General features: G+C 66.0%; 21 protein-coding genes and 1 pseudogene. 13 read left to right on the forward strand and 9 right to left on the reverse strand.

What is annotated here, in order from left to right:
• Positions 1-33: 33 nt before the first annotated feature.
• The 6 genes from HAV22_RS09165 (at position 34) to HAV22_RS09190 (ending at position 4,904) form a co-directional block, all read left to right on the forward strand.
• Complete coding sequence (locus HAV22_RS09165) at positions 34-219, forward strand: hypothetical protein (RefSeq protein ID WP_166858170.1); 186 nt, start codon at positions 34-36, stop codon at positions 217-219.
• A 191-nt stretch (positions 220-410) separates the two neighbouring features.
• Positions 411-908, forward strand: a complete 498-nt coding sequence (locus HAV22_RS09170; protein WP_166858689.1) for a GFA family protein — start codon at positions 411-413, stop codon at positions 906-908.
• A 136-nt stretch (positions 909-1,044) separates the two neighbouring features.
• Positions 1,045-1,455: a DUF2141 domain-containing protein gene (locus HAV22_RS09175; RefSeq protein ID WP_166858691.1), complete on the forward strand. Its 411-nt coding sequence runs from the start codon at positions 1,045-1,047 to the stop codon at positions 1,453-1,455.
• Between the two features lie 8 nt (positions 1,456-1,463).
• Positions 1,464-2,963 carry a carotenoid oxygenase family protein gene (locus HAV22_RS09180; protein WP_166858693.1) on the forward strand — a complete coding sequence of 500 codons (1,500 nt, stop codon included), beginning with the start codon at positions 1,464-1,466 and terminating at the stop codon, positions 2,961-2,963.
• A gap of 7 nt (positions 2,964-2,970) precedes the next feature.
• Positions 2,971-4,083: a sensor histidine kinase gene (locus HAV22_RS09185; RefSeq protein WP_229421154.1), complete on the forward strand. Its 1,113-nt coding sequence runs from the start codon at positions 2,971-2,973 to the stop codon at positions 4,081-4,083.
• 29 nt (positions 4,084-4,112) lie between these two features.
• Positions 4,113-4,904, forward strand: coding sequence for a LytR/AlgR family response regulator transcription factor (locus HAV22_RS09190; RefSeq protein ID WP_166858829.1), 792 nt, complete (start codon positions 4,113-4,115; stop codon positions 4,902-4,904).
• Here HAV22_RS09190 and HAV22_RS09195 read toward each other — a convergent pair.
• A complete protein-coding gene (locus tag HAV22_RS09195) occupies positions 4,891-5,745 on the reverse strand; it encodes a helix-turn-helix domain-containing protein (protein ID WP_166858697.1) in 855 nt (284 codons plus the stop codon). The two genes, HAV22_RS09190 and HAV22_RS09195, sit on opposite strands and share 14 nt — an antisense overlap.
• A 116-nt stretch (positions 5,746-5,861) precedes the next feature.
• On the opposite strand from HAV22_RS09195, the gene HAV22_RS09200 reads away from it, so the two are divergent.
• The 3 genes and pseudogenes from HAV22_RS09200 to aqpZ form a co-directional block, all read left to right on the forward strand.
• Positions 5,862-6,818 carry an alpha/beta hydrolase gene (locus HAV22_RS09200; RefSeq protein WP_166858699.1) on the forward strand — a complete coding sequence of 319 codons (957 nt, stop codon included), beginning with the start codon at positions 5,862-5,864 and terminating at the stop codon, positions 6,816-6,818.
• A 264-nt stretch (positions 6,819-7,082) separates the two neighbouring features.
• Positions 7,083-9,317, forward strand: coding sequence for an NADP-dependent isocitrate dehydrogenase (locus HAV22_RS09205; protein WP_166858701.1), 2,235 nt, complete (start codon positions 7,083-7,085; stop codon positions 9,315-9,317).
• A 345-nt stretch (positions 9,318-9,662) separates the two neighbouring features.
• Positions 9,663-10,400 (forward strand): annotated as a pseudogene (gene aqpZ / locus HAV22_RS09210) (aquaporin Z); the annotation flags it as partial.
• Between the two features lie 15 nt (positions 10,401-10,415).
• On the opposite strand, the gene HAV22_RS09215 reads toward aqpZ, so the two are convergent.
• The 3 genes from HAV22_RS09215 to HAV22_RS09225 all read right to left on the reverse strand — a co-directional run bounded on the left by HAV22_RS09215 (position 10,416) and on the right by HAV22_RS09225 (position 12,687).
• The gene (locus HAV22_RS09215) at positions 10,416-10,925 is read right to left on the reverse strand and encodes a hypothetical protein (RefSeq protein ID WP_166858705.1); all 510 of its coding nucleotides are present in this window, start codon (positions 10,923-10,925) and stop codon (positions 10,416-10,418) included.
• A gap of 109 nt (positions 10,926-11,034) precedes the next feature.
• On the reverse strand, positions 11,035-11,685 hold the full coding sequence (locus HAV22_RS09220; protein WP_166858707.1) for a CCXG family PEP-CTERM protein: 651 nt from the start codon (positions 11,683-11,685) through the stop codon (positions 11,035-11,037).
• Between the two features lie 123 nt (positions 11,686-11,808).
• A complete protein-coding gene (locus HAV22_RS09225) occupies positions 11,809-12,687 on the reverse strand; it encodes an NAD(P)-dependent oxidoreductase (RefSeq protein WP_166858709.1) in 879 nt (292 codons plus the stop codon).
• A gap of 157 nt (positions 12,688-12,844) precedes the next feature.
• On the opposite strand from HAV22_RS09225, the gene HAV22_RS09230 reads away from it, so the two are divergent.
• A complete protein-coding gene (locus HAV22_RS09230; RefSeq protein WP_166858711.1) occupies positions 12,845-13,123 on the forward strand; it encodes a hypothetical protein in 279 nt (92 codons plus the stop codon).
• Between the two features lie 27 nt (positions 13,124-13,150).
• Here HAV22_RS09230 and HAV22_RS09235 read toward each other — a convergent pair whose 3' ends face one another.
• Positions 13,151-13,705 (reverse strand): hypothetical protein, encoded by a 555-nt coding sequence (locus HAV22_RS09235; protein ID WP_166858714.1) that lies wholly within the window; start codon positions 13,703-13,705, stop codon positions 13,151-13,153.
• A 552-nt stretch (positions 13,706-14,257) separates the two neighbouring features.
• Here HAV22_RS09235 and HAV22_RS09240 point away from each other — a divergent pair.
• Both HAV22_RS09240 and HAV22_RS09245 read left to right on the forward strand, forming a co-directional pair.
• On the forward strand, positions 14,258-16,687 hold the full coding sequence (locus HAV22_RS09240) for a discoidin domain-containing protein (RefSeq protein ID WP_229421156.1): 2,430 nt from the start codon (positions 14,258-14,260) through the stop codon (positions 16,685-16,687).
• Between the two features lie 270 nt (positions 16,688-16,957).
• The gene (locus tag HAV22_RS09245) at positions 16,958-17,989 is read left to right on the forward strand and encodes a S41 family peptidase (protein ID WP_166858718.1); all 1,032 of its coding nucleotides are present in this window, start codon (positions 16,958-16,960) and stop codon (positions 17,987-17,989) included.
• 237 nt (positions 17,990-18,226) lie between these two features.
• Here HAV22_RS09245 and HAV22_RS09250 read toward each other — a convergent pair whose 3' ends face one another.
• From HAV22_RS09250 to aceE, 4 genes are all read right to left on the reverse strand, one after another.
• Positions 18,227-18,571 (reverse strand): DUF1840 family protein, encoded by a 345-nt coding sequence (locus tag HAV22_RS09250; RefSeq protein ID WP_166858720.1) that lies wholly within the window; start codon positions 18,569-18,571, stop codon positions 18,227-18,229.
• A 169-nt stretch (positions 18,572-18,740) separates the two neighbouring features.
• Complete coding sequence (gene lpdA, locus HAV22_RS09255) at positions 18,741-20,585, reverse strand: dihydrolipoyl dehydrogenase (RefSeq protein ID WP_166858722.1); 1,845 nt, start codon at positions 20,583-20,585, stop codon at positions 18,741-18,743.
• 9 nt (positions 20,586-20,594) lie between these two features.
• The gene (gene aceF / locus HAV22_RS09260) at positions 20,595-21,929 is read right to left on the reverse strand and encodes a dihydrolipoyllysine-residue acetyltransferase (RefSeq protein ID WP_166858724.1); all 1,335 of its coding nucleotides are present in this window, start codon (positions 21,927-21,929) and stop codon (positions 20,595-20,597) included.
• A 126-nt stretch (positions 21,930-22,055) separates the two neighbouring features.
• A complete protein-coding gene (gene aceE / locus HAV22_RS09265; RefSeq protein WP_166858725.1) occupies positions 22,056-24,752 on the reverse strand; it encodes a pyruvate dehydrogenase (acetyl-transferring), homodimeric type in 2,697 nt (898 codons plus the stop codon).
• 308 nt (positions 24,753-25,060) lie between these two features.
• Here aceE and folD point away from each other — a divergent pair, with 308 nt between their 5' ends.
• Positions 25,061-25,915: a bifunctional methylenetetrahydrofolate dehydrogenase/methenyltetrahydrofolate cyclohydrolase FolD gene (gene folD / locus HAV22_RS09270; protein ID WP_166858727.1), complete on the forward strand. Its 855-nt coding sequence runs from the start codon at positions 25,061-25,063 to the stop codon at positions 25,913-25,915.
• Positions 25,916-26,081 lie beyond the last annotated feature (166 nt).

Consider the following 26,081-nt stretch of genomic DNA (forward strand, 5'->3'; position numbering starts at 1 on the left):
CACAAAGACGGCAGTTCGCCGCAAGGAGGGTGCATGAGCAAATCGTCCCGTTACGAATGGCGCGACCAGCAGGCCGCGCTGCACGAGCGCATGAAAGGTTTCCTGGCCAACCCGAGCAATGAACAGCTCGAGGCCGTCGTCGCCGAGATGCGCGCGTACGCGAATGCCGCGCAGAGCGGCGCAATCGAGATTCCGCAGCGCTGGACCGCCTACGCCTGACGCTCGTCTCATCTCACACCACGGCAGGAACACGCTCGCGCGGTTCCTGCCGTTTTCTTTGGCACAATACGGGTACCACTCCAGCAGACTCGAAAGGAACACGCACATGGACAACGACACGAAGCCCTCCTTCATGCTGGAGACGTTCATCCGTGCCGAGGACGGCCACGTGCTGAAATTCAGGTGACGCCATGACCGACACCACCGCCAGGTGCGCGTGCGGCACCGTCGAGGTCCGCGCCAGCGGCGCACCGCTCGCCACCGCCGTCTGCTACTGCAAGGATTGCGCGGAAGGCTGGCGCCGGCTCGAAGGGCTGCCCGGTGCAACTCCCATACGGGAAGCCGATGGCGGCACGGCGTACCAGGTCTACCGCAAGGACCGCGTGCACTGCGTGGCCGGGCGCGCGCACCTGCGTCCGTTCAAGCTGCGCGACGGGTCGGCGACGAACCGCGTCGTGGCCACGTGCTGCAACACGCCGATGTACGTCGACTTCGACGACGGCAAGCACTGGGTGTCGATGTGCCGGCGCCGCTTCGGCGCGGACCAGGCGCCGCTCGACATGCGCGTCTGCACGGGCAAGCGCGGCCCGGGCGAACTGCCGGACGACGTCCCCGCATACCGCGGCTATCCGCTGCGCTTCATCGGCACGCTCGTCGCCGCCCGGGTCGCGATGCTGTTCGGCCGCTGACGCTGCATGTAGCACCCTCCATTTCGCGCCGCCCAATCGCATTTCGCGCCGCCTGGCTGCAGGTCGTCGCATCGCCGCCATGAGCACGATGCGCCTGGCTACAGTGTGCCCATCGACACCCACACTGGAGCCCATCATGATCCGCACCGCCATCCTGACCCTGACCCTCGCCGCCCCGCTCGCCGCGCACGCGGCCGACCTCGTCGTCCACGTCGCCAACGTCAAGTCCGACCAGGGCCAGGTGCGGGTCGCGCTGTACGACAATGCCGACGCCTTCCTCAAGCGCCCCATGCGCGCGGCCGAGGCGCGGGCGGACAAGGCCGGCACGACGCTCGTGTTCCACGACGTCGCGCCGGGAGACTATGGCATCGCCGTCTACCACGACGCCAACGACAACGGCCGCATGGATCGCAATCTGATGGGCATCCCGACGGAGCCGATCGCCTTCAGCAACGACGCGCAGGGCCGCATGGGCCCGCCGGCATTCGACGCCGTCAAGCTGGCCGTGCCGGCCGCCGGTCTCGATACCACCGTCTCGCTGCGCTGAGGTCCGCCATGCAGCGCCGCCAATTCCTCAAAGCAGGCCTCGGCCTCGCCGCCCTCGGCGCCGCCGGCTTCGCCCGCGCCGACGCCCACACGACGTACGAACGCTTCCACGCGGCCCTCGCGCGCGATCCGGGCCTTAGCGTGTACGCGAACCTGGAAGGCAACCAGCAGGGCCTCGCCGTCGTCGAAGGCCGCATGCCGGCCGAGCTGCAAGGCACGTTCTTCCGCAACGGGCCGGGCCGCTTCGAACTGGGCGGAGAACGCTACCACCACTGGTTCGACGGCGACGGCTACGCCCAGGCATGGCGCATCGGCGCCGGCACCGTGGCGCACCAGGGCCGCTTCGTCGAGACGCGCAAATTCCTCGCCGAGTCGGCGGCCGGGCAATTCCTGTATCCCGCTTTCGGCACGAACATCGCCCGCAAGGGCTTTCGCGACAACGACAGCCTGAACACGGCGAACACGAACCTCCTGCCGTTCAACGACCGCCTGTACGCGCTGTGGGAAGGCGGGTCCGCGACGGAGATCGATCCGGACACGCTGGCGACCATCGGCATCCACACGTGGCGCGACGACCTGGCCGCGATGCCGTTTTCCGCGCATCCGAAGATCGAGCCGGACGGCACCCTGTGGAATTTCGGCGCGCTGCCCGGCGGCGACAAGGTCGCGCTGTACCGCATCGGCGCGCACGGCGACGTGCTGCAGGCTCGTGTCGTCGAGATACCGCAGCTCGCGCTGCTGCACGATTTCGCCGTCAGCGCGCGTCACCTGATCTTCGTCGTGCCGCCGTATGACGTATCCGCAGATGCGACCCTGAGCCTGGCCGAGCGCCACGTGTGGGCTGGCAGCACGCGCGGCACCCGCGTCGTCGTGGTCGCGAAGGACACCCTGGCCATCCGCCGCGTCTACGAACTGCCGCCGCATATGGTCTTCCACTTCGGGAATGCGTGGGACGAGGCCGGCGGCGCCGTCACCCACTTCGACCTCGTGCTGCACGACGGCGACATGCTGGCCGCCACGAGCCGCGTGATGGAAGGCGAGCGCGAACCGAACCGCCCGTCCGCGCATGCGGCCACGCGCATCAGCCTCGACCACGCGACGGGCCGCGTGCGCACAGCGCGCCTGCTCGACGGCGCCGAATTCCCCCGCGTGACGCCAAACGTCGTCGGCCGGCGGCACGGCCGCCTCGCCCTGCTCTCCAGCGATGCGCGCAATACGGCACTCGTGCTGGACACCGTGAACGTCGTCGACACGGACACGGGCCGCGCGGACAGCTGGCGCTTCGGCGCGGGCTGGCGCGCGGAAGAGCACGTGTTCGTGCCGCGCCAGGGCGCACGCCGCGAGACGGACGGCTGGCTCGTCGGCGTCGCCCAGGACACGACGACCAACACGAGCGCGCTCACGGTGTTCGACGCCGCACGCGTGCACGCGGGTCCCGTCGCGCTGGCGCGGCTGCCCTATCGCACACCGCATTGTTTCCATGGTAATTTCCTGGCTGCTCAATCGTAAGGACATCATGCCGCACGCTACCGACATACCCTCGCTGCACCCGCTGGAGATCTTTCCGCCGTTCCGGCGCTGGCCCAGATCGCCGCAGCGCGAAATCGTCTTCACGATCATCTGGGACGCCATCGTCGGCGTCGTGCTGGCTTGTGTGCTCTACGTGTCCGGGAGCGGCAAGCCGTTCGTGCCGCTACTGGCGGAGATGCTGGTGGCGTCAAACGCCATCGGCTTCCTCATCCACGGCATGATGCACGTGCTGCGCCGCGTCGCGCCCGGACGCACCGGCCCGGCCATGCGCGCCGCCCGGCTGCTGCTGACGGCATGCTGCGCGTTGGTCGGCATGGCCTTCACGGACGCCGTGATGGGTGGCGGCGGCACGTTCGCCACGCTGCTGCACACGGGCGCGCTCGGACGCTACCTGCCGGGCGCCGGCGCCGTCGCGCTGCTGATGGCGGCCGTGCTGGCGGCCGGCGAGCGCCGCGTCGCGCGCGAGCTCGAGGCCGCGCGCCAGCAGGAACAAATCGCGGAGGCCGCGCGCCTGCTGGCCGAAGCGCAGCTGCGCACTTTGCAGGCCCAGATCGAGCCGCACTTCCTGTACAACACGCTGGCCAACGTCGTGAGCCTGATCGGCCCCGACCCGGACCGTGCCCGCCACATGCTGGAGCGCCTGATCGATTTCCTGCGCGCGAGCCTGTCGGCCAGCCGCGCGGAACACGCGACGGTCGGCGCCGAGGTCGACCTCGCACGGGCCTATCTCGACCTGCTGACGGTGCGCATGGGCACGCGGCTGCGCTTTCGCATCGACGTCGAACCGTCGTGCCGCGACGCCGTCATCCCGCCGATGCTGATCCAGCCGCTCGTGGAAAACGCCGTCATGCACGGCATCGAGCCGAAGGTCGAAGGCGGCACCGTCGTCGTGTGCGCGCGCCGCACGGACGCGGGCCTGTGCGTGGAAGTGCTCGACGACGGCGCCGGCCTCGTACCGGCGGCGCCGCGGCCCGGCAGCGGCGTCGGATTGTCGAACCTGCGCGAGCGGCTGCGCACCTTGCACGGAAATAGTGCTCAAGTACAATTGCTCGAAAATCAAGACGGGGGCGTGACGTCGCGCCTGATCCTGCCGATCTAATTCACTTTCGAGGTGCCGCTATCGAACCCATCCGCGCCCTGGTTGCCGACGACGAACCGCATTTGCTGGCCTACCTCGAGGAACAACTGGCGCTCGCCTGGCCGGACCTGCGCATCGTGGGCCGTGCCGGCAACGGCATCGAGGCGCTGCGCCTCGTCGACGAGCTGGCGCCCGACGTCGTGTTCCTCGACATCCAGATGCCCGGCCTGAACGGCCTCGACCTCGCCGCCCGGCTGGCGGACGACGCGCGCGCGCCGCAGGTCGTGTTCACGACGGCGCACGAGGCGTACGCGCTGCAGGCGTTCGAGCACGCCGCCTTCGACTATCTGCTGAAGCCCATCCGCCTGGAGCGGCTGCAGCGCACGGTCGAGCGCCTGAAGGAAACGCTGGCGGCGCCGGCGCCCGCGGCACCGTCCGCCGACCTGCTGGCCGGCCTGCTGCGCCAGCTCGGCGTCGCCCCCGCGCCGGCCGCCGCGCCCGCCCCTGCCGCTGCCGCGCCGCTGCAATGGATCCGCGCCGCGCAAGGCCAGGAGACGCGGCTGATCGCCATCGATGAAGTCATCTACTTCCAGAGCAACGACAAGTACACGAGCGTATTCGTCGCCGACGGCGAGCACCTGATCCGCACGCCGATGCGCCAGCTGCGCGAACAGCTCGACGCGCAGCAGTTCTGGCAGATCCACCGCAGCGTGATCGTCGCCGCGCGCCACGTGGCCGGCACGCGCACGGATTTCCGCGGCCGCCTGCTGGTCACACTGAAGGGCCGCGACGAGCAGCTCGTCGTCAGCCGCAACTACGCCGACCTGTTCAGGCAGATGTAGCCGACCGCGCGGCCCGGTACCCGCGCGGCGCCACGCCCAGGCGCGATCGGAAGTGGTGGTTGAAATTCGACAGCGTCGCATAGCCGCAGCGGCGCGCGATCTCGGCGACGGGACGGTCGGAACGGGCGAGCAGCAGGCAGGCCTCGGCGATGCGCAGATCGTTCACGTAGATGCTGAACGGCTTGCCGACGAGCCGCTGGAAGCTGCGGCTGAACGCGGCCGGTGTCACGTGCAGCAGCGCGGCAGCGTCGGCGACGCGCAGCTCCGCATGCAAGTTTGCCCTGATCCAGGCCAGAAGCGCATCGATGCGGCGCCCCGGTGCGCCAGCCGGCAGCGCGAGCGGCCCGGCACGCAACGGACGCATGGCGGATTGGGCCGCGGCGAGCCGCCCGAGCAGCGCGAGCGCGCCGCCCAGCAATGCGAGGTTGTCGTCGGCCGGCAAGGCCAGCAGCGCCGCGCGGACGGCGTCGCCCAGGGTTGCCTCGATCCGCCACGCGGCATTCGCGCGCGCCAGCAAGGGCCGCATCGCCTGGCGCCATTCCGGGAACGCGTCCAGCTCGGGGCGCAGCAGCAGTTGCAACACCGTCACGCGCACATGGCCTTGCTGCGGCCCGGACGTATGCCACGTGTGGGCGACGCGCGGGCCCAGCAGCACCAGATCGCCTTCCTCGAACGGTTCGACGGAATCGCCCACGAAGCGCAGCCCGCGGCCGCGCTCGATCCACGTCAGCTCGATCGCTTCGTGCACGTGCAGCGGGCCGGAAAAGGCGTCCTGCTCGAGGCGCAACAGCCGGACACTCTGCGTGTCGGCGGCCGGAATTGATTCCCAGATGACGTTCATGCGGCCGATTGTACGGCAGCAGGGTCAGAAAACAGTCGATATTCGTTGGATTTGGCTGTCTTGCCCAGCGCCCGGCATGCCTATACTCCTGACCGGTTCAACATGTCCACGCCACCATGATCGCTGCCCATCGTTCCGTAACCTCCCTCCCGCGCCGCCGCCTCCTGCAAGCCGGCGCCGCCTGCCTGCTGGCCCCCCCGTTGTCGCGTGCCGCGCACGCCGCGCCTCCCGCCCCGTTCGGTCGCGTCGAACGGTGGGAAAATTTTTCGTCGCACCACGTCGACCCGCGCCACGTCGACATCTGGCTGCCGCCCGACTACGCCACGAAGGCCGGCGCCGGGCACCGCTTCGCCGTCGTCTACATGCACGACGGCCAGATGCTCTTCGACCCGACGACCACATGGAACGGCAAGTCCTGGCGGATCGACCTGGCCGCACAACAGTTATTGGCCGCGCGGCCGGACGGTGACTTCATCGTCGTCGGCCCCTGGAACAACGGCGTGCTGCGCCACAGCGAATACTTTCCGGCGAAGTTCCTGCCGCACCTGCCGGATGCGGTGCGCCGGCCGTTCGTGCGCGACGCCCTGCACGGCAAGGCGCGCAGCGACGATTACCTGCGCTTCCTCGTCGAAGAACTCAAGCCCGCCATCGATGCGCGTTTCGCCACCCGCACCGGGCGCGACACGACCTTCCTGATGGGGTCGAGCATGGGCGGCCTGATCAGCTGCTATGGCCTGTGCGAATACCCGGCCGTCTTCGGCGGCGCGGCGTGCCTGTCCACGCACTGGATCGGGACATTCGAGCGCAACGACGCCTTCCCGGCCGCGGCGCTGGCCTACCTCGAGCGCGCCGCGCCGGCGCCCGCGGGCGTGAAGCTGTGGAGCGACCGCGGCACCGTCGGACTGGACGCGCTCTACGACGATGCGTTCGCTCGCGTGACGGCGCTGTTGCGGCGCAAGGGCTATGCCGCGCCGGACTTCGTGTCGCGCGTCTACGACGGTGCGGCGCATGACGAGAACGACTGGGCCGTGCGCGCACCCGACGCGCTGGTCTTCCTGCTGCGCGGGACCTGAGCCGGCGCGCGACCCGCCCCACCTATCCCGCATTGCGGAAGGGTTTACCACTATCCGATCCGCGAAGGTCGTGCAATAATAGCGCCTGTCCTATGTCTTATATAAGACTTAGTCTTGTGGCAACACATGTTCATGGCTGCCGGATCGACGTTTGACGGAGTATGATCCCTCGATCTGTTCACCGCGCTGGCACAGTGGCCTGGACAGCCGACGTTTTTTTAGTACTAGTATTCGAAACCTTCCCGCACATCGAGGAACAAGCGTATGAGCAGTGATCAGACCATCATCTACACCCTAACCGACGAGGCGCCCCTGCTGGCCACCCACGCCTTCCTGCCTGTCGTCGAGACGTTTGCCAAACCTGCCGGCATCCACATCGAAGAGAGCGACATCTCCGTCGCGGCGCGTATCCTCGCCCTCTTCCCCGAGTACCTGTCGGCGGACCAGCGCGTGCCGGACGCCCTGTCGGAACTCGGCCAGAAGACGCTGCAGCCGGACGCGAACATCATCAAGCTGCCGAACATCTCGGCCTCGGTGGGCCAGTTGCAGGCGGCCATCAAGGAACTGCAGGGCAAGGGCTACAACATCCCCGACTACCCGGCCGATCCGCAATCGGACAAGGAAAAAGAGATCAAGGCCCGCTACGGCAAGTGCATCGGTTCCGCCGTGAACCCGGTGCTGCGCGAAGGTAACTCGGACCGCCGCGCGCCGAAGGCCGTCAAGGAATACGCGCGCAAGAACCCGCACTCGATGGGCGAATGGTCGCAGGCGTCGCGCACGCACGTGTCGCACATGACGCACGGCGACTTCTACCACGGCGAAAAGTCGATGACGCTCGACCGCGCGCGCGACGTCAAGATGGAACTGGTCACGAAGAGCGGCGAGACGATCGTCCTGAAGCCGAAGGTCTCGCTGCTGGAAGGCGAGATCATCGACTCGATGTTCATGAGCCGCAAGGCCCTGCTCGAGTTCTACGAACAGCAGATCGAAGACGCGCACAAGACGGGCGTGATGTTCTCGCTGCACGTGAAGGCGACGATGATGAAGGTGTCGCACCCGATCGTGTTCGGCCACTGCGTCCGCACCTTCTACAAGGAAGCGTTCGAGAAGCACGGCGCCCTGCTGGACAGCCTCGGCGTGAACGTCAACAACGGCATGGCCGACCTGTACAACAAGATCGCCAAGCTGCCGGATTCGCAGCGCGAAGAAATCATCCGTGACATCCACGCCTGCCAGGAACACCGCCCGGCGCTGGCGATGGTCGACTCGGCCAAGGGCATCACCAACTTCCACTCGCCGAACGACGTGATCGTCGACGCGTCGATGCCGGCAATGATCCGCGCCGGCGGCAAGATGTACGGCGCCGACGGCCGCCTGAAGGAAGTCAAGGCCGTGATCCCGGAATCGACGTTCGCCCGCATCTACCAGGAGATCATCAACTTCTGCAAATGGCATGGCGCCTTCGACCCGCGCACGATGGGCACCGTCCCGAACGTCGGCCTGATGGCCCAGCAGGCCGAGGAATACGGCTCGCACGACAAGACCTTCGAAGTGCAGCAGGACGGCGTCGCCAACATCACCGACCTGGCGACGGGCGAAGTGCTGCTGTCGCAGAACGTCGAGAAGGGCGACATCTGGCGCATGTGCCAGGTGAAGGACGCGCCGATTCGCGACTGGGTCAAGCTGGCCGTCACGCGCGCACGCAACTCGGGCATGCCGGCCGTGTTCTGGCTCGACCCGTACCGTCCGCACGAGAATGAACTGATCAAGAAGGTCAAGACCTACCTGAAGGATCACGACACGGAAGGCCTGGACATCCAGATCATGTCGCAGGTGCGCGCGATGCGCTTCAGCCTGGAGCGCGCATGGCGCGGCCTGGACACCATCTCGGTGACCGGCAACATCCTGCGCGACTACCTGACCGACCTGTTCCCGATCCTGGAACTGGGCACCAGCGCGAAGATGCTGTCGATCGTCCCGCTGATGGCCGGCGGCGGCATGTACGAGACGGGCGCCGGCGGTTCGGCACCGAAGCACGTGCAGCAGCTGACCGAGGAAAACCACCTGCGCTGGGACTCGCTGGGCGAATTCCTCGCGCTGGCCGTGAGCTTCGAAGACCTCGGCCTCAAGACCGGCAACGCGAAAGCCAAGCTGCTGGCCAAGACGCTGGACGCCGCCACCGGCAAGCTGCTGGACAACCGCAAGTCGCCGTCGCCGAAGACCGGTGAGCTCGACAACCGCGGCAGCCAGTTCTACCTGTCGATGTACTGGGCGCAGGAACTGGCCGCGCAGACGGAAGACACCGAACTGGCCGCCTACTTCGCGCCGCTCGCCAAGCAACTGGCCGAGAACGAGCAGAAGATCGTGTCGGAACTGCTCGAGATCCAGGGTCGCCCGGCCGACATCGGCGGCTACTACAAGCCGGACAACGCCAAGGTCAAGGCCGTAATGCGTCCGAGCGCAACCTTCAACCAGGCACTGGCCAGCGTCGGCGCCTGATCGGAGACGGCGCCCCGCGGCGCCATCGTCCGCACAACCCGGTACCGCGCAAGCGGGCCGGGTTTTTTTGCGCCTATATGATCGGTATCATACTCACTCAATAATTACAACTATGCAATATTAGTGTTTCCGCCAGTTCAACGTCATTTGTATGATGCTTGGTCCTGCGCCGAACACATCGACGGATTCGCCACGCGGGTCCCTGCGCTTTTGTGTCGGCATGCGCGCCGACGGCGCCTTCTTCAAACGCAGGTCGCCGCGTGCGATGCCCGCGCCATGCCGGCCGACCCGGACGAATTCACCCGCACAGGATCGAAGCGGCGCTGGACGCGCCACCACTTAAAGGAGAACACCATGTACCGTAAATGCATCGCCGAATTCATCGGCACCTTCTGGCTCGTGCTGGGCGGCTGCGGCAGCGCCGTGCTGGCCGCGGCCTTCCCCGGCGTCGGCATCGGCCTCGCCGGCGTCTCGCTGGCCTTCGGCCTGACCGTTCTCACGGGCGCGTATGCGCTGGGCCCGATCTCGGGCGGCCACTTCAACCCGGCCGTCACCGTCGGGCTGTGGGCCGGCGGCCGCTTCCCTGCCCGCGACATCGTCCCGTACGTGGTCGTGCAGGTGCTGGGCGCGATCGCGGCGGCAGGCGTGCTGTACCTGATCGCGAGCGGCAAGCCCGGCTTCGACCTCGCGGGCGGCTTCGCCTCGAACGGCTACGGCGAACACTCGCCCGGCAATTATTCGCTGACGTCGGCCGTCGTCACGGAACTGGTCATGACGTTCATGTTCGTGCTGATCATCCTGGGCGCCACGCACACCCGCGCGCCGGTGGGCTTCGCCGGCCTCGCGATCGGCCTCGCGCTGACGCTCGTCCACCTGGTCAGCATCCCCGTCACCAACACGTCGGTGAATCCGGCACGCAGCACGGGGCCCGCACTGTTCGTCGGCGGCTGGGCGCTCGCCCAATTGTGGCTGTTCTGGATCGCGCCGCTCGCGGGCGGCCTGCTGGCGGGCTGGCTGTACCGCGGCCTGCTGGACCGCGACGTGACCGAGCCTGACGTGACGGGCCGGCCGACCCGCGGCTGAGCCGCCGGCAACCGCTCAGCGCGCCGCGTCGCGCAGCGGCAGGCAGCTCCACGGTTCGTACATGACGGCGTAGCCCGTCTCCACGCCGACCTGGTAGCACACCTTGCCGTCCGCGGCCTGGCCCGCGGGCGCCCAGGCAATCGGACGGCCGGCGCGCACGTCGGACCTGTCGACGACGACCAGTTCGTGCGCCGCGCTGTCGTCGCGGGGCCGGAACCGTACCCGCAAAGCCGGCGCCTGGCCGGCCGGGCGGTCGAACTGCACGGCGATGCCGGCGCGTCCGCCATCGCGCACGAGCAGGCCGCGCGGGCGCGGCAGCGCGTCGATGGATTGTCCGTATCGGGCGTCGAGACGGCGCAGGTCCAGCGCATAGTCGTTGAGCACGAGGTTGATGTCGAAGCCGGCCAGCTGGAACGCGCAGCGATACAGCTCGTAGCCTTTCAGGTCGCGCGGAAACGCGGCACCGCTGACCGCCGTGGAAATCCAGACATGGTACGGGGGCGCCCGCCGCGAAAATCGTTCCAAAATACACGAGATCGTTAAAATCGCGTGAATTCAAGCGCGCCGGTGCGCCGCCGGATCAGCCCAGTTTGCCCTGCCGCCGACGGAGCCTGCGGTGACGAGCGTTCCCGACTCAGGCCGACTTGCGACGACGACGACGGATGAGGGCCATGACGCCGGCGCCCAGGCCGAACGTCGCAATGCTCATCGGCTCCGGCACGGCGTTCAGCGTGTCGCTGCCGGCGAACGTCTTGAACGCGGCGGTGTTTGCCGCCTTGAACTGCGCCTGCTGGCTGCCGTCGCAGCACGCTTCCATCCCGTAGATCTTCAGTTCGTGGTTGCCGGCCGCAAGGACGGCAGAACCCGTCAGGCTGCCGTTCGCCGTCGCATAGTTATTGGCCCACCACATGTCGTGCGCGTTGTAGCCGAGCGCGACGCCGTCGACGAACAGCGCGCCGCCGTAGCCGAAATCGACGCCTGTACGGAAATTCCAGGTGCCGGCCTGCGCGGACGTGACGCCGAAATCGATCGTCGCCTCGAACGCATAGTTGCTCAGCGCGCCGAAATAATTCTTGACCGTCACGTTGTCGTACGTCGCCACTGTCTTGCTGCCCTTGTAGCCGGCAGGGTTGGCGATGTCGGCATCGACCGCCGCCTTATACGCGGCGGCACTCGTGTGCGTGCCCACGGGGCCGGTCGCGACCTGCAGGGTGATGACGCTGGCGTTGGCGTCAAGGGCGAGGCCGGCGAGCAGCGCTGCGCAGCATGCGGTACGAACTTTCATCCTGGGTTTCCTTGGAATGTTTTGACTAATATCAATATATCATTCCATGAAGAACCATTTCATTACAAAAATGAATGTTCGTTGTTATTTTCTTACTTAGTGTCAATACAGCGCAACACGCCGTTAATTGAGCCCTCCCTGCCGCGCCGCGTGCTTGCCCAGCGCCGCCAGGTCGAGGTCGGCGTCACCCTGCGCGACGGCGTCCTGCAACGTTGCCTGCAACGTCGAGCCGAACGCGAGCGGCAGCCCCCAGTCCCGGCCCGCCTCGACGGCGAGGCGCACGTCTTTCAGGCCCAGCGACAATTTGAAGCCGGCGGGCGAATAACGCTCTTCCGCGATCATCCCGCCGTAGCCCTTGTAGACGGGCGAGCCGGCAAACAGCGTGCTCGTCACCAGGTCGATGAAGTCCGCGGCCGGCACGCCGTGCGAGCGCGCGAGCGCGGTACCCTCGCCCGTCGCCTCGATCGCGCAGGCGAGCATCAGGTTGCACGCGAGCTTGACGGCGTTGGCCTGCGCCGGCTCGCTGCCGAAGCGCCAGGTCTTTTGTCCCATCAGGTCGAACAGCGGCTGCACGCGCGCGATCAATTCGTCGCTGCCGCCGGCCAAGATGTTCAGCTTGCCCGCTGCCGCCACGTCGACACGGCCCAGCACGGGCGCGGCAACGTAGCCGATGCCGCGTTCGACGTGCAGCGCCGCCATCTCGCGGGCGAACGCGACGGAGACGGTAGCCATGTTGACGTGGATGCTGCCGGGCGCCATCGCGTCCAGCACGCCGCCGCCTTGCAGCACGGCGCGGGTCGCGTCGTCGTCCGCGAGCATGGTGAAGACCACGTCGGCGATGCCGCACTCGGCGGGCGTCGCGGCCGGCTTGGCGCCCAGCGCGGCCAGCGCCTGCACGGGTTCCGGGCTGCGGTTCCAGACGTGCACGGGCTGGCCGGAGCGCAGCAGGTTGGCGGCCATGTGGTGGCCCATGCTGCCCAGGCCGATGAATGCGATGCTCATGGATTGGCTCCTTGGTCAAAAGGCTATTAGACCAGCAATTGCCGACGTTCGCTGCCACCGTTCGGCTCACCTCTTTTTCGGACTGCTTGCCTATTTTCCATTGTGTTCGCGCCCAGACGACACATGTAGGGGGCACCGCAACCCATGGAGGGTCACCATGAAACGCATCGTTGCATTGTGGCGCGTCGTCGCCGGCCAGGACCTGCGCCTGCTGTGGTTCGCCCTCCGGCACGAGAACCGCCCCGTGTGGTTGTTGCCCGGGCTGGCTGGCTTGGCGCTGTTCGCCGTCGAGCCGTTGAATTTCGCGCTGCCCGTCGTCGGCGCCGTGGATGAGCTCGTGCTCGTGCCGCTCGTCCTGCACGGCATGGTCAAAATGCTGCCCGCGCACGTGCTCGACGGTTTTGCGCGCAGCGGACGCGTGCGGCGCCGGGGTTGATTAAAACGGCGATGCGGCGGCGCCGGCTCAGGGCCGGCACGCCGGCAACGCCGCCCGCAGCCGGTTGACGTTGTTCACGAAGTCTTCGGCGCTCGCCTGCGGGTATTTTTGTACCTGGTCATTGATCTTGACCTGGTTGAACACTTCTTTTCCCTTGCACGTGACGAACACGACCTCGCCATCGCGTACCAGCGCGGAGCGCGTGTCGACCAGCGACAGCGCGAGGCCATGGTCAAGGACCTGCTTCACGCCGCTGAGCGCCATCGTCTTCAACACGCTGCCCAGGAACCCCTCGTCCTTGTCCTGCGCGTCCTGCGGTTCCATGACTTTCTTCATGCCGTAGTCCGTCAGCTGCAGGTACACCGTCTCGTCCTTCAACATCATTTCCGACCACTGGTTCGTCGACAGCAAGCGCGGCTTCCCGGAGGCCGGCCGCTGGCGCGGGACGACGCGCTCGGGCCCATCCTTGTCATCGATCGTGATGCTCGCACCGTGACGGCTGTCGTCGGGTGAACGCGCGTGGGCGCAGGTCGCGCTCGCCAGGAGCGCAGTGGTGCAGAGGATGGCGCGGATCATGTTCATGTATTTTCCCAGTCTTTCCAAATTCCAAAAACGCGGTCGAAGGTGGCGGACGTCGTTCGATCGTCCCGTGTCGGGTCAGCGGGATCACGATAGCGGAAGCCGCTCCCCGTCGGCCCGCGGTTTGCGACGGACGGCACGATCCGGGTGCCGGGCGGTGGTATTCCCGGTGGACGCGGTGTGAGCCGCCGGCAGGCCGGCCGCAACCAATCTCGTTAACGCCAAGCCGAACGGCTCTCATTTGCACTAATGCTACATTAATAAAACGCAATATTTATACATACGAAATATATTGCCGCGCGGAAATATGACTGCCATAATTTAACAGTTTGATGCTCGAACAAATGCCTCGCTTCGAAACGAGGCTGCGTGCAAGGCGACGGGGACGCCCGGAACGCCGTTGAACGTGACGGTTCCGGCATGCGATGACGTATTGCCAAGAATGTTGTCGCGGCAGTCACAATTAGCCTGCCGGTGAGTTATATTTATTAACGAAGGGTACCGATGAAAACCAGTTCCAAAGACTCGTCCACGAAGATCCGAACAAAGGCACGCATGTTCGATCGAACCGGCATCGCCGCTGCGCTGTTCGCGCTCGGCACAGCCGTACTCCCGGGTTACGGCGCCGCGCAGACCACCGGATTCGTGCATCCAGGCGCGCCGCTCACCCTCTCCGACCTCCAGACGGTCAAATCGTACGTCGATCAAGGCAGGGAGCCATGGCGATCGGCCTACGAGCAACTGGCGAACGACGGCAAGGCCAAACTCACCTACGGCATGGCGGGTCCGTACGCGACCGTGAGCCGCGCTCCCGACCTGAATCTCTGGCCATGGCGCAACGACATGGTCGCGATCTGGAACCTTTCGCGCATGTGGTATTTCACGGGCAACCGGGACTATGCGAAGAAGGCGCACGACATCCTGATGGCGTGGGCCACCACGCAGACCGCGTTCTCGGGGCGCGAGTCGATGCTCGACCTGGGCGACTACGCCTACCTGTTCGTGGGCGGCGCGGACATCCTGCGCGGCACGTGGCCAGACTGGACGGATGCCGACACGGCCACCGTGAAGGCCTATTTCGCCAACGTGCTGATGCCGGCATCGAACCCCTACGGCGAGAACATGTTCGGCGCCGCCAACAAGGGCGCGCTCGCGCTGAACGCGCTCGGCTTGATGGCCATCTTCAACGACGACACGGACACGCTGAACCGGGTCGTTGCCCAGACACGCACGCTGGCCCACATCGGGCTGCGCAGCTCCAACGACATCGGCATGCTCGGCGACTCCCTGCGCGACCAGGGACACGCCCACGGCCAGCTCAAATCGCTGACGATGCTTGCGGAAGCGCTGTGGAAACAAGGCATCGACGTCTATTCCGATTTCGACAACCGCCTGCTGGCGGCCGGTGAATACTTCGCGCGCGTGAACGAGCTCGCGCCCACGCCGTTCCTCCCGTTCGGCACGACCGATGCGTACTACGTCGCCGACAACACGAACCGCGGATGGGGCGGCGCCGGAGGCGGCAACATCGCGCTCAATCAGATCTATGGCGCCTACGTCGTCCGCAAGGGCATGCAGGCACCGTACATCGCGCAGCGGCGTCTCTGGATGCCGGTGGACAATAGCAGCTTCATGTTCCTGAAGGACGTCGACACCTCGACGGCGACGCCGCCGGCGCCTCTGGCCGTCCCCGCGACTGCCTCGATCACGTCGGGATTGGCCGATGTCGACATCGGAGGCGCCGTGCCGGCCGGCTCGGCCACCTACGCGGACGGCAGATGGACCGTGAACGGCGGCGGCGCCGAAATCTGGGGCACAAGCGACAGCTGCCACTTCGCCTACCGGGCCCTCACCGGCGACGGCGCCATCGTCGCGAAAGTCGAATCGGTCCAGAACACGAACCTGTCCGCGAAGGCGGGCGTCATGATGCGCACGAGCCTCGCCCCGGGCGCGCCGCGCGCCTGGATGGCCGTCACCAACCGGATCCAGGCCGAGCAGAACATGCAGAACCTGTCCGTGTACGGCGGCTCTAACTACGGCAACAAGGCCTTCAATATCGCGAACACCGTGCCCTCGTACTGGGTGAAGCTCGAGCGCATCGGGAACATGATCACCGGTTACGTGTCTCCCGACGGCACCAACTGGGCGGCCACCGACGTCGGCCGCATCGACGGCCCGCTTCCCGACACGATCTACGTCGGCCTCGTGGTCGCCTCGGTCGCCAACGGCACGCTGAATACGTCCACCTTCAGCAACGTCCAGATTACGGGCGGCGACGGTGGCGCGCCGGCCGCCATCCCGGCCGCACCTGCCACGCTGCTGGCCGAGCCGGGCGACGGCGCCGTCCCGCTGCGCTGGCAGCAGTCGTCCGGCGCCACCAGCTACGCGGTCCTGCGCGCCACCTCGAGCGGCGGCCCCTACACGACCGTCGCGGCCAACGTCACGGGCGGCAGCTACATCGACACCACGGTGGCCAACGGCACGACCTATTACTACACCGTCACGGCGACGAATGCCGCCGGCACGAGCACCAATTCGCCGGAGGACAGCGTCACGCCGGTGCACCCGCTGGTGAACGTCGCCACCGGCGGCGCTCCCAACGACAGTGCGAACAACCCGGCCAACGCCAAGTACGTCTTCGACCAGAACTCGGGATCGTACTGGTTCTACAAGGGCGTGATGGGCTGGCTGCAGTATGACCTCGGGCACACGGAGACGGTGCAGCGCTACACGGTCATCAGTTCCACCGACCTGATCGGGCGCGATCCGAAGGACTGGCAGTTCCAGGGCTCGAACGACGGCGTCAACTGGACCACGCTCGACACGCAGAGCGGCCAGGCGTTCCCCTACCGCATCCAGATGCACAGCTACACGGTCGCGAATCCGGGCGCCTATCGCTGGTACCGGCTCAACATCACGTCCAATAACGGCGACACCGCGTTCACGACGCTGGCCGAGATCGGGTTGTACGCTGCGAAGCCGTAACACCTGCTCCACGTAGACATCGAGGCCGTGCCCAGTCGGCACGGCCTCGATGGGTTTGCTCCGACCGTCCCCCTTGTGCTTTGACGACGATAGCGCGGCGCTCGGTCCAGTCACGTGCAAGATTCCGTGCTGGTCAAGTTACCGTTCAGTATGCAGGCTGGGTGATTGCCGAAAATACTACCAGTCGATAGTAATTTTTATGCTACTCTGATTCCACTTCATTGCCCTCGCAATGAACCCGCTACGTCTTACACATTGGCAAAGGAAAAAATGAAAAAGAAATGGATCGTCGTACCGTGTTTGCTGCTATTCACCACGCTCGGCGCCTTTGCCGCCACGCCCGAGCAGCAACCCAAAATTGCCGTCGACAGCGCGACGCGCATGCAAACGATCGATGTGCTGGTAGCAAGGCTGAACGATCACTATGTCTTTCCCGACAAGGCCAAGCAGGCCGAAGCGGTCCTGCGCCAGCGCCAGCGCGAGGGCAAGTACGATGCGATCACCGACGGCGAACAGCTGGCAAAACAGCTCACGGCCGACCTGGCCGGTGTCCTTCATGACCAGCACTTGATGGTGGGATTCGACCCCGGACTGGTGCCGCCCGACCGTGAAGTCGGGCCGCGCCCCACCACGCTGGCCGAGTGGGAACGCATTGCGCCCCCCGAGGTGCGCCAGCGCATCCTCGCGTCGAGCCTTGGCGTGGAAAAAGTCGATCACCTGAGCCCCAGAATCGGATACCTCGAACTATCCGGTTTCCCGCCGCCTTTCCTCGTGACCGGAAAATATGCGGCAGCGATGGACAAGCTCGCCGACACCGACGCCCTGATCGTCGACCTGCGCAATAACCACGGTGGCACACCGGACGGGGTGACTTTGCTGGTCAGCTATTTCGTCGATGAGCGTACGCGCGTCAACGACATCTGGGATCGCGATACCGGTGTCTCCACGCCGCATTGGACGGTCGATCAGCTGGACGGCAAGCGCTATGGCGGCAAGAAACCGGTCCTGATCCTGACGGGCCCCGGCACGATGTCGGCCGGTGAAGACTTTGCCTACACGATGCAGACGCTGAAGCGCGCCACGCTGATCGGCGAGCGGACCTGGGGCGGCGCCCACCCCACGCGTCCCTTCCGCCTCGGCGACCATTTTTTCGCCGCGATACCCGGTGCGCGCACCATCAGTCCCATCACCCACACCAACTGGGAAGGCGTGGGCGTCATACCTGATGTCGCAGCGACGCCGGACAACGCACTTGCGGTGGCGAAGGACATGCTGCAGCGCCGGCTTCAGGGAACGAATTGACCGTGGATCCGGCATAAAAAAAGCCGGGACGCAGGGTCCCGGCTCGTTACGACGGACAGCGCTGACATCAACGTTGCGCGGCGGCGGCAAGTCGGTGCAGGCGCCTTCGCAGGCCTCTGCCGCCCTGCCGATCGATTCGCCCGACGTGGGGTGCGGGCGGATCGCCTCGCCGATATCCACGCCATCCGCGCCCATCTCGATGGCCAGCGCGACTTCGCCGATCACTGCTGGACTACATCAGATATTCCAGGTGACGACACTGGCCGAGCGTCGCGCCGCGCGCATCATCTCCAGCAGCGGAAACAGATGCGCCCCGAAATCGACGGCTTCCTGGACCTGGGGAAAATGGCTTACACCTTCGGCGGCATGGTGCAATTCGACGTCCTGCGCCAGCGCTTGTGTCGGCGCATGCAGTTTGCTTTGCACCGTCGTCGCTTCAAGTGCCCCGATCACGTTGTCCAGCTCGCTGGCAGAGAAATAGCCGTTGGCCGTGTTCTTGCCGAACGGCGCGAGCGCCTTTTGCGCGTGACGGTCGAGCATCAGGACATCGGCAGCGGCTTTCGATTTGAATTTGACGAGCATGGCATTTCCTTTTAGCGCCGGCAAGGCTGCGGCAACAAGACCAGTCTAGTGAAATGCTTGCAAAAAAGTCGTAAAAATTAAGCCGTTTGCTTCGGCTGCCCCGGCTTTCTCCGTGGCGTAAACAAAAAAACCGGGACACGCGGTCCCGGTTCTTCGCGGCGCGCCGAAATCAGCGCTTGCGCGGCGGCGGCAAGTCGGTGCAGACGCCTTCGTAGGCCTCCGCCGCCATGCCGATCGATTCGCCCAACGTGGGGTGCGGGTGGATCGTCTTGCCGATGTCCACGCCGTCCGCGCCCATCTCGATGGCCAGCGCGACTTCGCCGATCATGTCGCCGGCGCTCGTGCCGACGATCGTGCCGCCGATGATGCGATGCGTCTCCGCGTCGAACAACAGCTTCGTGAAGCCTTCCGAACGGCCGTTGGCGACGGCGCGGCCCGAGGCGGCCCACGGGAAGTGGCCCTTCTCGATCTTGATGCCCTTCGCCTTCGCTTCGTCTTCCGTCAGGCCGACCCACGCCACTTCCGGATCGGTGTACGCGACGGACGGGATCACCTTCGCATCGAAGAAGGCCTTCTCGCCGTGCGCGGCTTCCGCGGCGACGTGGGCTTCATGCACGGCCTTGTGCGCCAGCATCGGCTGGCCCACCAGGTCGCCGATGGCGAAGATGTGCGGCACGTTCGTGCGCATCTGGCCGTCGACCGGGATGAAGCCGCGGTCGGAGACCGCCACGCCGGCAGCTTCCGCGCCGATCTTCTTGCCGTTCGGGCTGCGGCCGACGGCCACCAGCACGAGGTCGTAGACCTGCGCTTCCGGTGCCGGCTGGCCTGCCTCGGCGGCTTCGAACGTGACCTTGATCCCTTCCGGCAGCGCTTCCACGCCGACGGTCTTGGTCTTCAACATGATGTTGTCGAAGCGGGCCGCGTTGAACTTCTGCCAGACCTTGACGGCCTCGCGGTCCGCGCCCTGCATCAGGCCATCCATCATCTCGACGACGTCGATGCGCGCACCCAAGGTGGAGTACACGGTCGCCATCTCGAGGCCGATGATGCCGCCGCCGATGACGAGCATGCGCTTCGGCACCTGGCGCAGTTCCAGCGCGCCGGTGGAGTCGACGATGCGCGGATCTTCCGGCACGAACGGCAGTTTCACCACGGCCGAACCGGCCGCGATGATCGCCTTCTGGAACGCGACGACCTTCTTCGCGCCGTCGGCACCGGTCACCTCGATGTGGTTCGGGCTCAGGAATTTACCGACGCCCTGCACGACGTTGACCTTGCGCGACTTGGCCATGCCGGCCAGGCCGCCCGTCATCGTCTTGATGACCTTGTCCTTGTACGCGCGCAGCTTGTCGATGTCGACGTCCGGCTTCGCGAACGACACGCCCAGGTCCGCCATGTGCGCCGTCTCGTCCATGATGTGCGCCACGTGCAGCAGCGCCTTGGACGGGATGCAGCCCACGTTCAGGCACACGCCGCCCAGCGTCGCGTACTTCTCGACGAGGACGGTGTTCATGCCCAGGTCGGCCGAACGGAAGGCGGCCGAGTAGCCGCCGGGGCCTGCGCCCAGGACCATCATCTCGCATTCGACGTCGACCGGGCCGGTATAGCTGGCCGCGTTCGGGATGGGTGCGGGCGGCGTTCCGGCGGCCGGTGCCGACGGGGTCGGGTGCGCCGGGGCGTACGAATCGGCCGGCTTGTTGGCCGGTGCCTGTGCGGCGGCAGGTGCCGGAGCGGCAGCGCTCGGCGCAGACGCCTCGCCCGCGCCCGCGCCCGCGCCGGCTTCATCGAGGGTCAGCAGCAGCGAACCTTCGTTCACCTTGTCGCCGACCTTGACCTTCAGTTCCTGCACGACGCCCGCGTGCGTCGACGGGATCTCCATGCTGGCCTTGTCCGATTCGACGGTGACGAGCGACTGGTCGACCTTGATGGTGTCGCCGGGCTTGACCATCAGTTCGATGATTTCGACGTCCTTGAAATCGCCGATGTTGGGGACTTTGACTTCAACGGTGCTCATGGGCTCTCCTTACAGCAGCGTCTTGCGCAGGTCGGCCAGGACATCGGCCAGGTAGGTCGTGAAGCGGGCGCCGGCGGCACCGTCGATCACGCGGTGATCGAACGACAGCGACAGCGGCAGCATCAGGCGCGGCTGGAATGCCTTGCCGTCCCAAACCGGTTTCATCGACGACTTGGAGAGACCCAGGATCGCGACTTCGGGTGCATTGATGATCGGCGTGAACGCCGTACCACCCAGGCCGCCCAGCGACGAGATCGTGAAGGTCGCGCCCTGCATGTTCGCCGGCGACAGCTTGCCTTCGCGCGCCTGCGCCGACAGCTCGCCCATCTCGGTGGCGATCTGCGACACGGACTTCTTGTCGGCGTCCTTGATGACGGGGACCACGAGGCCGTTCGGCGTGTCGGCCGCGAAGCCGATGTTGTAGTACTTCTTGAGGATCAGCTGGCCGTTGGCTTCGTCGAGCGACGCGTTAAAGTTCGGGAACTTCTTCAGCGCGGCGACGGACGCCTTGATCACGAACGCGAGCATCGTCAGCTTGACCGGCGACTTGGCTTTCGCGTACGCGGCGTTGGAGTCCACGCGCAGCTCTTCCAGGTCGGTCACATCCGCTTCTTCGAACTGCGTCACGTGCGGGATCATGACCCAGTTGCGGTGCAGGTTCGGGCCGGAGATCTTCTTGATGCGCGACAGCGGCTGCGCTTCCGTCTCGCCGAACTTGGAGAAGTCCAGCGACGGCCATGGCAGCAGGTTCAGGCCTGCGCCACCGCCCGCACCTGCCGGTGCCGCGGCCGGGCCGGCGGCCAGCGCCGACTTCACGAAGCCCTGCACGTCCTGCTGGGTGATGCGGCCCTTCGGACCGGAACCCTTCACCTTGTTCAGGTCGACGCCCAGTTCGCGCGCGAACTTGCGCACGGACGGCGACGCATGGGCGGATGCGAAGCTCGCGGCCGGTGCCGCGGCGGCGGCCGGTGCTGCAGCAGGCGCAGGGGCCGGTGCCGCGGCAGGAGCCGGCGCAGGCGCTGCGGCCGGAGCCGGCGCAGCAGCAGGTGCCGGTGCAGCGGCGGCAGGTGCCGCAGCCGCTGCCGGAGCAGCTTCCGCGCCGCCGGCCGCTTCCTCGAGCAGCAGCACGAGCGAACCTTCGGCGACCTTGTCGCCGACCTTGACTTTCAATTCCTTCACGACGCCCGCATGGCTGGACGGGATCTCCATGCTGGCCTTGTCCGATTCGACCGTGATCAGCGACTGGTCGACCTTGATCGTGTCGCCCGGCTTGACCATCAGTTCGATGACTTCGACTTCCTTGAAGTCGCCGATATCGGGGACTTTGACTTCCACAATGCTCATAGTGTGTTAGCTCCGTATTCTTATCGTTAGCTCGTAGGGTGGGCACCCCGTGCCCACCAATGTGTGCGGCACGCGAACGTCATGGTGGGCACGGGGTGCCCACCCTACGTTGCATGCGCCAGAGCATTACTGGGTCACAGGATTCGGCTTGTTCGGATTGATGCCGTACTTGGCGATCGCCTCCGCCACGACCTTCGTGTCGATCTTGCCTTCTTCGGCCAGCGATTTCAGCGCGGCGACCGTGATGTAGTAACGGTTCACCTCGAAGAATTCGCGCAGCTTGGCGCGGGTGTCCGAGCGGCCGAAGCCGTCGGTGCCCAGCACCTTGTACGTGCGGCCGCTCGGGATGTACGCGCGGATCTGCTCCGCGAACAGGCGCATGTAGTCGGTCGTCGCGACGATCGGGCCTTCGGAACCCTGCAGCAGCTGGGTGACGTACGGCACGCGCGGCGCTTCCGTCGGATGCACGAGGTTCCAGCGGTCGGCGTCCTGGCCGTCGCGGGCCAGCAAGGTCAGCGACGGGCACGACCACACGTCGGCAGCGACGCCCCAGTCGTTCTTCAGGATCTCGGCGGCGAACACGGACTCGCGCAGGATGGTGCCGGAGCCCATCAGCTGCACGCGCAGCTTGGAAGATTTATCGCCTTCCTGCAGCAGGTACATGCCCTTGACGATGCCCTCTTCCGTTCCCGGCTTCAGGCCCGGCTGCTCGTAGTTCTCGTTCATGATGGTGATGTAGTAGAACACATCCTCCTGCTTCTCCACCATGCGGTGCAGGCCGTCCTGGATGATCACCGCCACTTCGTGCGCATACGTCGGGTCGTACGGGACGCAGGTCGGGATGGTCGCAGCGAAGACGTGGCTGTGGCCATCTTCGTGCTGCAGGCCTTCGCCGTTCAGCGTCGTGCGGCCGGCCGTACCGGCCATCAGGAAGCCGCGGGCGCGAATGTCGCCGGCCAGCCAGGCCAGGTCGCCCACGCGCTGCAGGCCGAACATCGAGTAGTACGTGTAGAACGGGATCATCACGCGGTTGTTCGTCGAGTACGACGTCGCCGCGGCGATCCACGAGCACATGCCGCCCGCTTCGTTGATACCCTCTTGCAGGATCTGGCCCGCCTTGTCTTCGCGGTAGTACATCACCTGGTCCTTGTCGACCGGCTCGTACAACTGGCCCTGCTGGTTGAAGATGCCGATCTGGCGGAACAGGCCTTCCATGCCGAACGTACGCGATTCGTCGACCAGGATCGGGACGATGCGCTGGCCCAGCCCCGGGTCCTTCAGCAGCGTCGTCAGCGTACGGACATAGGCTTGCGTCGTCGAGATCTCGCGGCCGGCGGCGGTCGGGTCGGTGACGGCCTTGAAGGTCGACAGCGGCGGGACCGGCAGCTTCTCGTCGGCCTGCTGGCGGCGCTGCGGCAGGTAGCCGCCGAGGGCCTTGCGGCGCTCGTGCAGGTACTTCATTTCAGGCGCGTCGTCGGACGGCTTGAAGAACGGGATCTCGGCCAGCTTGTCGTCCGGGATCGGGATGGCGAAGCGGTCGCGCATCTCGCGGATCGCCTCGTCGTCCAGCTTCTTGGTCTGGTGCGCCGTGTTGCGCGCCTCGCCCGACTTGCCCATGCCGAAGCCCTTGACGGTCTTCACGAGCAGCACGGTCGGGGTGCCCTTGTTTTCCTGGGCGTTCTTGAAGGCGGCGTAGATCTTGTGCGGGTCGTGGCCGCCCCGGGTCAGGCGCCAGATGTCGTCGTCGGTCATGTTCGCGACCATCTTCAGCAGCTCGGGGTGCTTGCCGAAGAAGTGCTTGCGCACGTACGCGCCGTCCTTCGCCTTGTAGTTCTGGTATTCGCCGTCGACGGTTTCCATCATCACGCGCTGCAGGATGCCGTCCTTGTCCTTGGCCAGCAGGTCGTCCCAGCCCGGGCCCCAGATGACTTTGACGACGTTCCAGCCGGCGCCGCGGAAGTCCGCTTCGAGTTCCTGGATGATCTTGCCGTTGCCACGCACCGGGCCGTCCAGGCGCTGCAGGTTGCAGTTGACGACCATGACGAGGTTGTCGAGCTTTTCGCGCGCGGCCATGCCGATCGCGCCCATCGATTCCGGCTCGTCCATCTCGCCGTCGCCGCAGAAGACCCATACCTTGCGGTTGTCGGTCTTGGCGATGCCGCGGGCTTCCAGGTACTTCAGGAAGCGCGCCTGGTAGATCGCCATGATCGGGCCCAGGCCCATCGACACGGTCGGGAACTGCCAGAAGTCCGGCATCAGTTTCGGGTGCGGGTACGACGACAGGCCCTTGCCGTCGACTTCCTGGCGGAAGTTCAGCAGCTGCTCTTCGGAGAGGCGGCCTTCCAGGAATGCGCGGGCATAGATGCCGGGCGACGAGTGGCCCTGGATGTACAGCAGGTCGCCGCCGTGGTCTTCGGTTTCGGCGTGCCAGAAGTGGTTGAAGCCGATGCCCAGCATGTTCGCCAGCGAGGCAAACGACGAGATGTGGCCACCGAGGTCGCCATCGAGGCGGTTGGCCTTGACGACCATCGCCATCGCGTTCCAGCGCATCCACGAGCGCAGGCGCTCTTCGTATTCCAGGTTGCCGGGGCAGTGCGCTTCCAGGTGGGCCGGAATCGTGTTCACGTAGGCGGTGTTGCTCGAGAACGGAACGTGGGCGCCGCGGCGGCGCGCCAGATCGACCAGGCGCTCCAGCAGGTAGTGCGCGCGATCGGTACCTTCGAATTCGATGACCGCTTCAAGCGCGTCGAGCCATTCCTTGGTCTCGAGCGTATCCGGGTCGTTGGCGGCTTGTGCCGTCAACTGGTCGAGTTGAGCTGACATTTGCTACGTCTCCTTGAGTGTGGTGCCCCACCCGATCCTGAATTCGTCACGGACGTTTGGTGGCGAAAAAGACTATCTCTTGATAAAAGCCTGCCGATTCTACCAGTGGAGCGCGCAATTTTCAAAATATGATATTCAATTTCATAATGTGGGAAGATCATATGCGCCGGGCATGGCTCGGCAGCGGCAGTCCGACGCGGGCACGTCTATAAATATGACAACGAACGCCGCCAAGCGGCGCGCGATATCCCGCTTGATACCTTGCGGCGCTTATAATTTCGTTTTTGTCCAGCACACGAGCCCCCGCCATGCCTGCCCAACTGATCGATGGAGTCAAACTTTCCCAACAACTGCGCGCCGACATCGCCGCCCGCACCGCCGCCCTCACGGCCGCCGGCCACAAGCCCGGCCTCGCGGTGATCATCGTCGGCGACGACCCTGCCAGCCACGTCTACGTGCGCAACAAGGTCAAGGCGTGCGGCGACGTGGGCTTCCACTCCGTGCTGGAAAAATACGAGGCCGATTTCTCCGAGCAGGCGCTGCTCGACCGCATCGCCGCGCTGAACGCGGACCCGGCCATCCACGGCATCCTCGTGCAGATGCCGCTGCCGAAGCACATCGACCCGTCGAAGGTCATCGAAGCGATCGCGACGACGAAGGACGTGGACGGCTACTCGGTGCTGTCGGCCGGCGAACTGATGACCGGCCTGGAAGGCTTCCGCCCGTGCACGCCGTACGGCTGCATGAAGCTGATCGAGACGACCGGCGTCAGCCTGCGCGGCAAGCACGCCGTCGTCATCGGCCGCAGCAACACGGTCGGCAAGCCGATGGCGCTGCTGCTCTTGCAACAGAACGCCACCGTCACCATCTGCCACAGCGGTACGCCGGACCTGGGCTACCACACGCGCCAGGCGGACGTCGTCGTGGCCGCCGTCGGCCGCCGCAACACGCTGACGGGCGACATGGTGAAGCCGGGCGCCATCGTCATCGACGTGGGCATCAACCGCAACGACGAGGGCAAGCTGTGCGGCGACGTCGACTTCGACAGCGTCAAGGAAGTCGCCGGCCACATCACGCCGGTGCCGGGTGGCGTGGGGCCGATGACCATCACCATGCTGCTCATGAATACGCTGGAGTCGGCCGAGCGCGTGGCGAAACGCTGAGAACCGTGCGATGCGGTCGGCGAACGTCCGCGTGGGCACGGGGTGTCCACCCTACGCGTTCGTGAATGCCCGGATTCGGCCGGCCCGGGTAAGTTACAGGTAGGGTGGGCTCCCCGAGCCCACGCGCGACGTGTGCGATCCGCTAGCGTCGGCCCAGGTAGTAAGA

This window comes from Telluria antibiotica, from assembly GCF_011682055.1.
In the GTDB taxonomy this organism is placed as follows: domain Bacteria; phylum Pseudomonadota; class Gammaproteobacteria; order Burkholderiales; family Burkholderiaceae_D; genus Telluria; species Telluria antibiotica.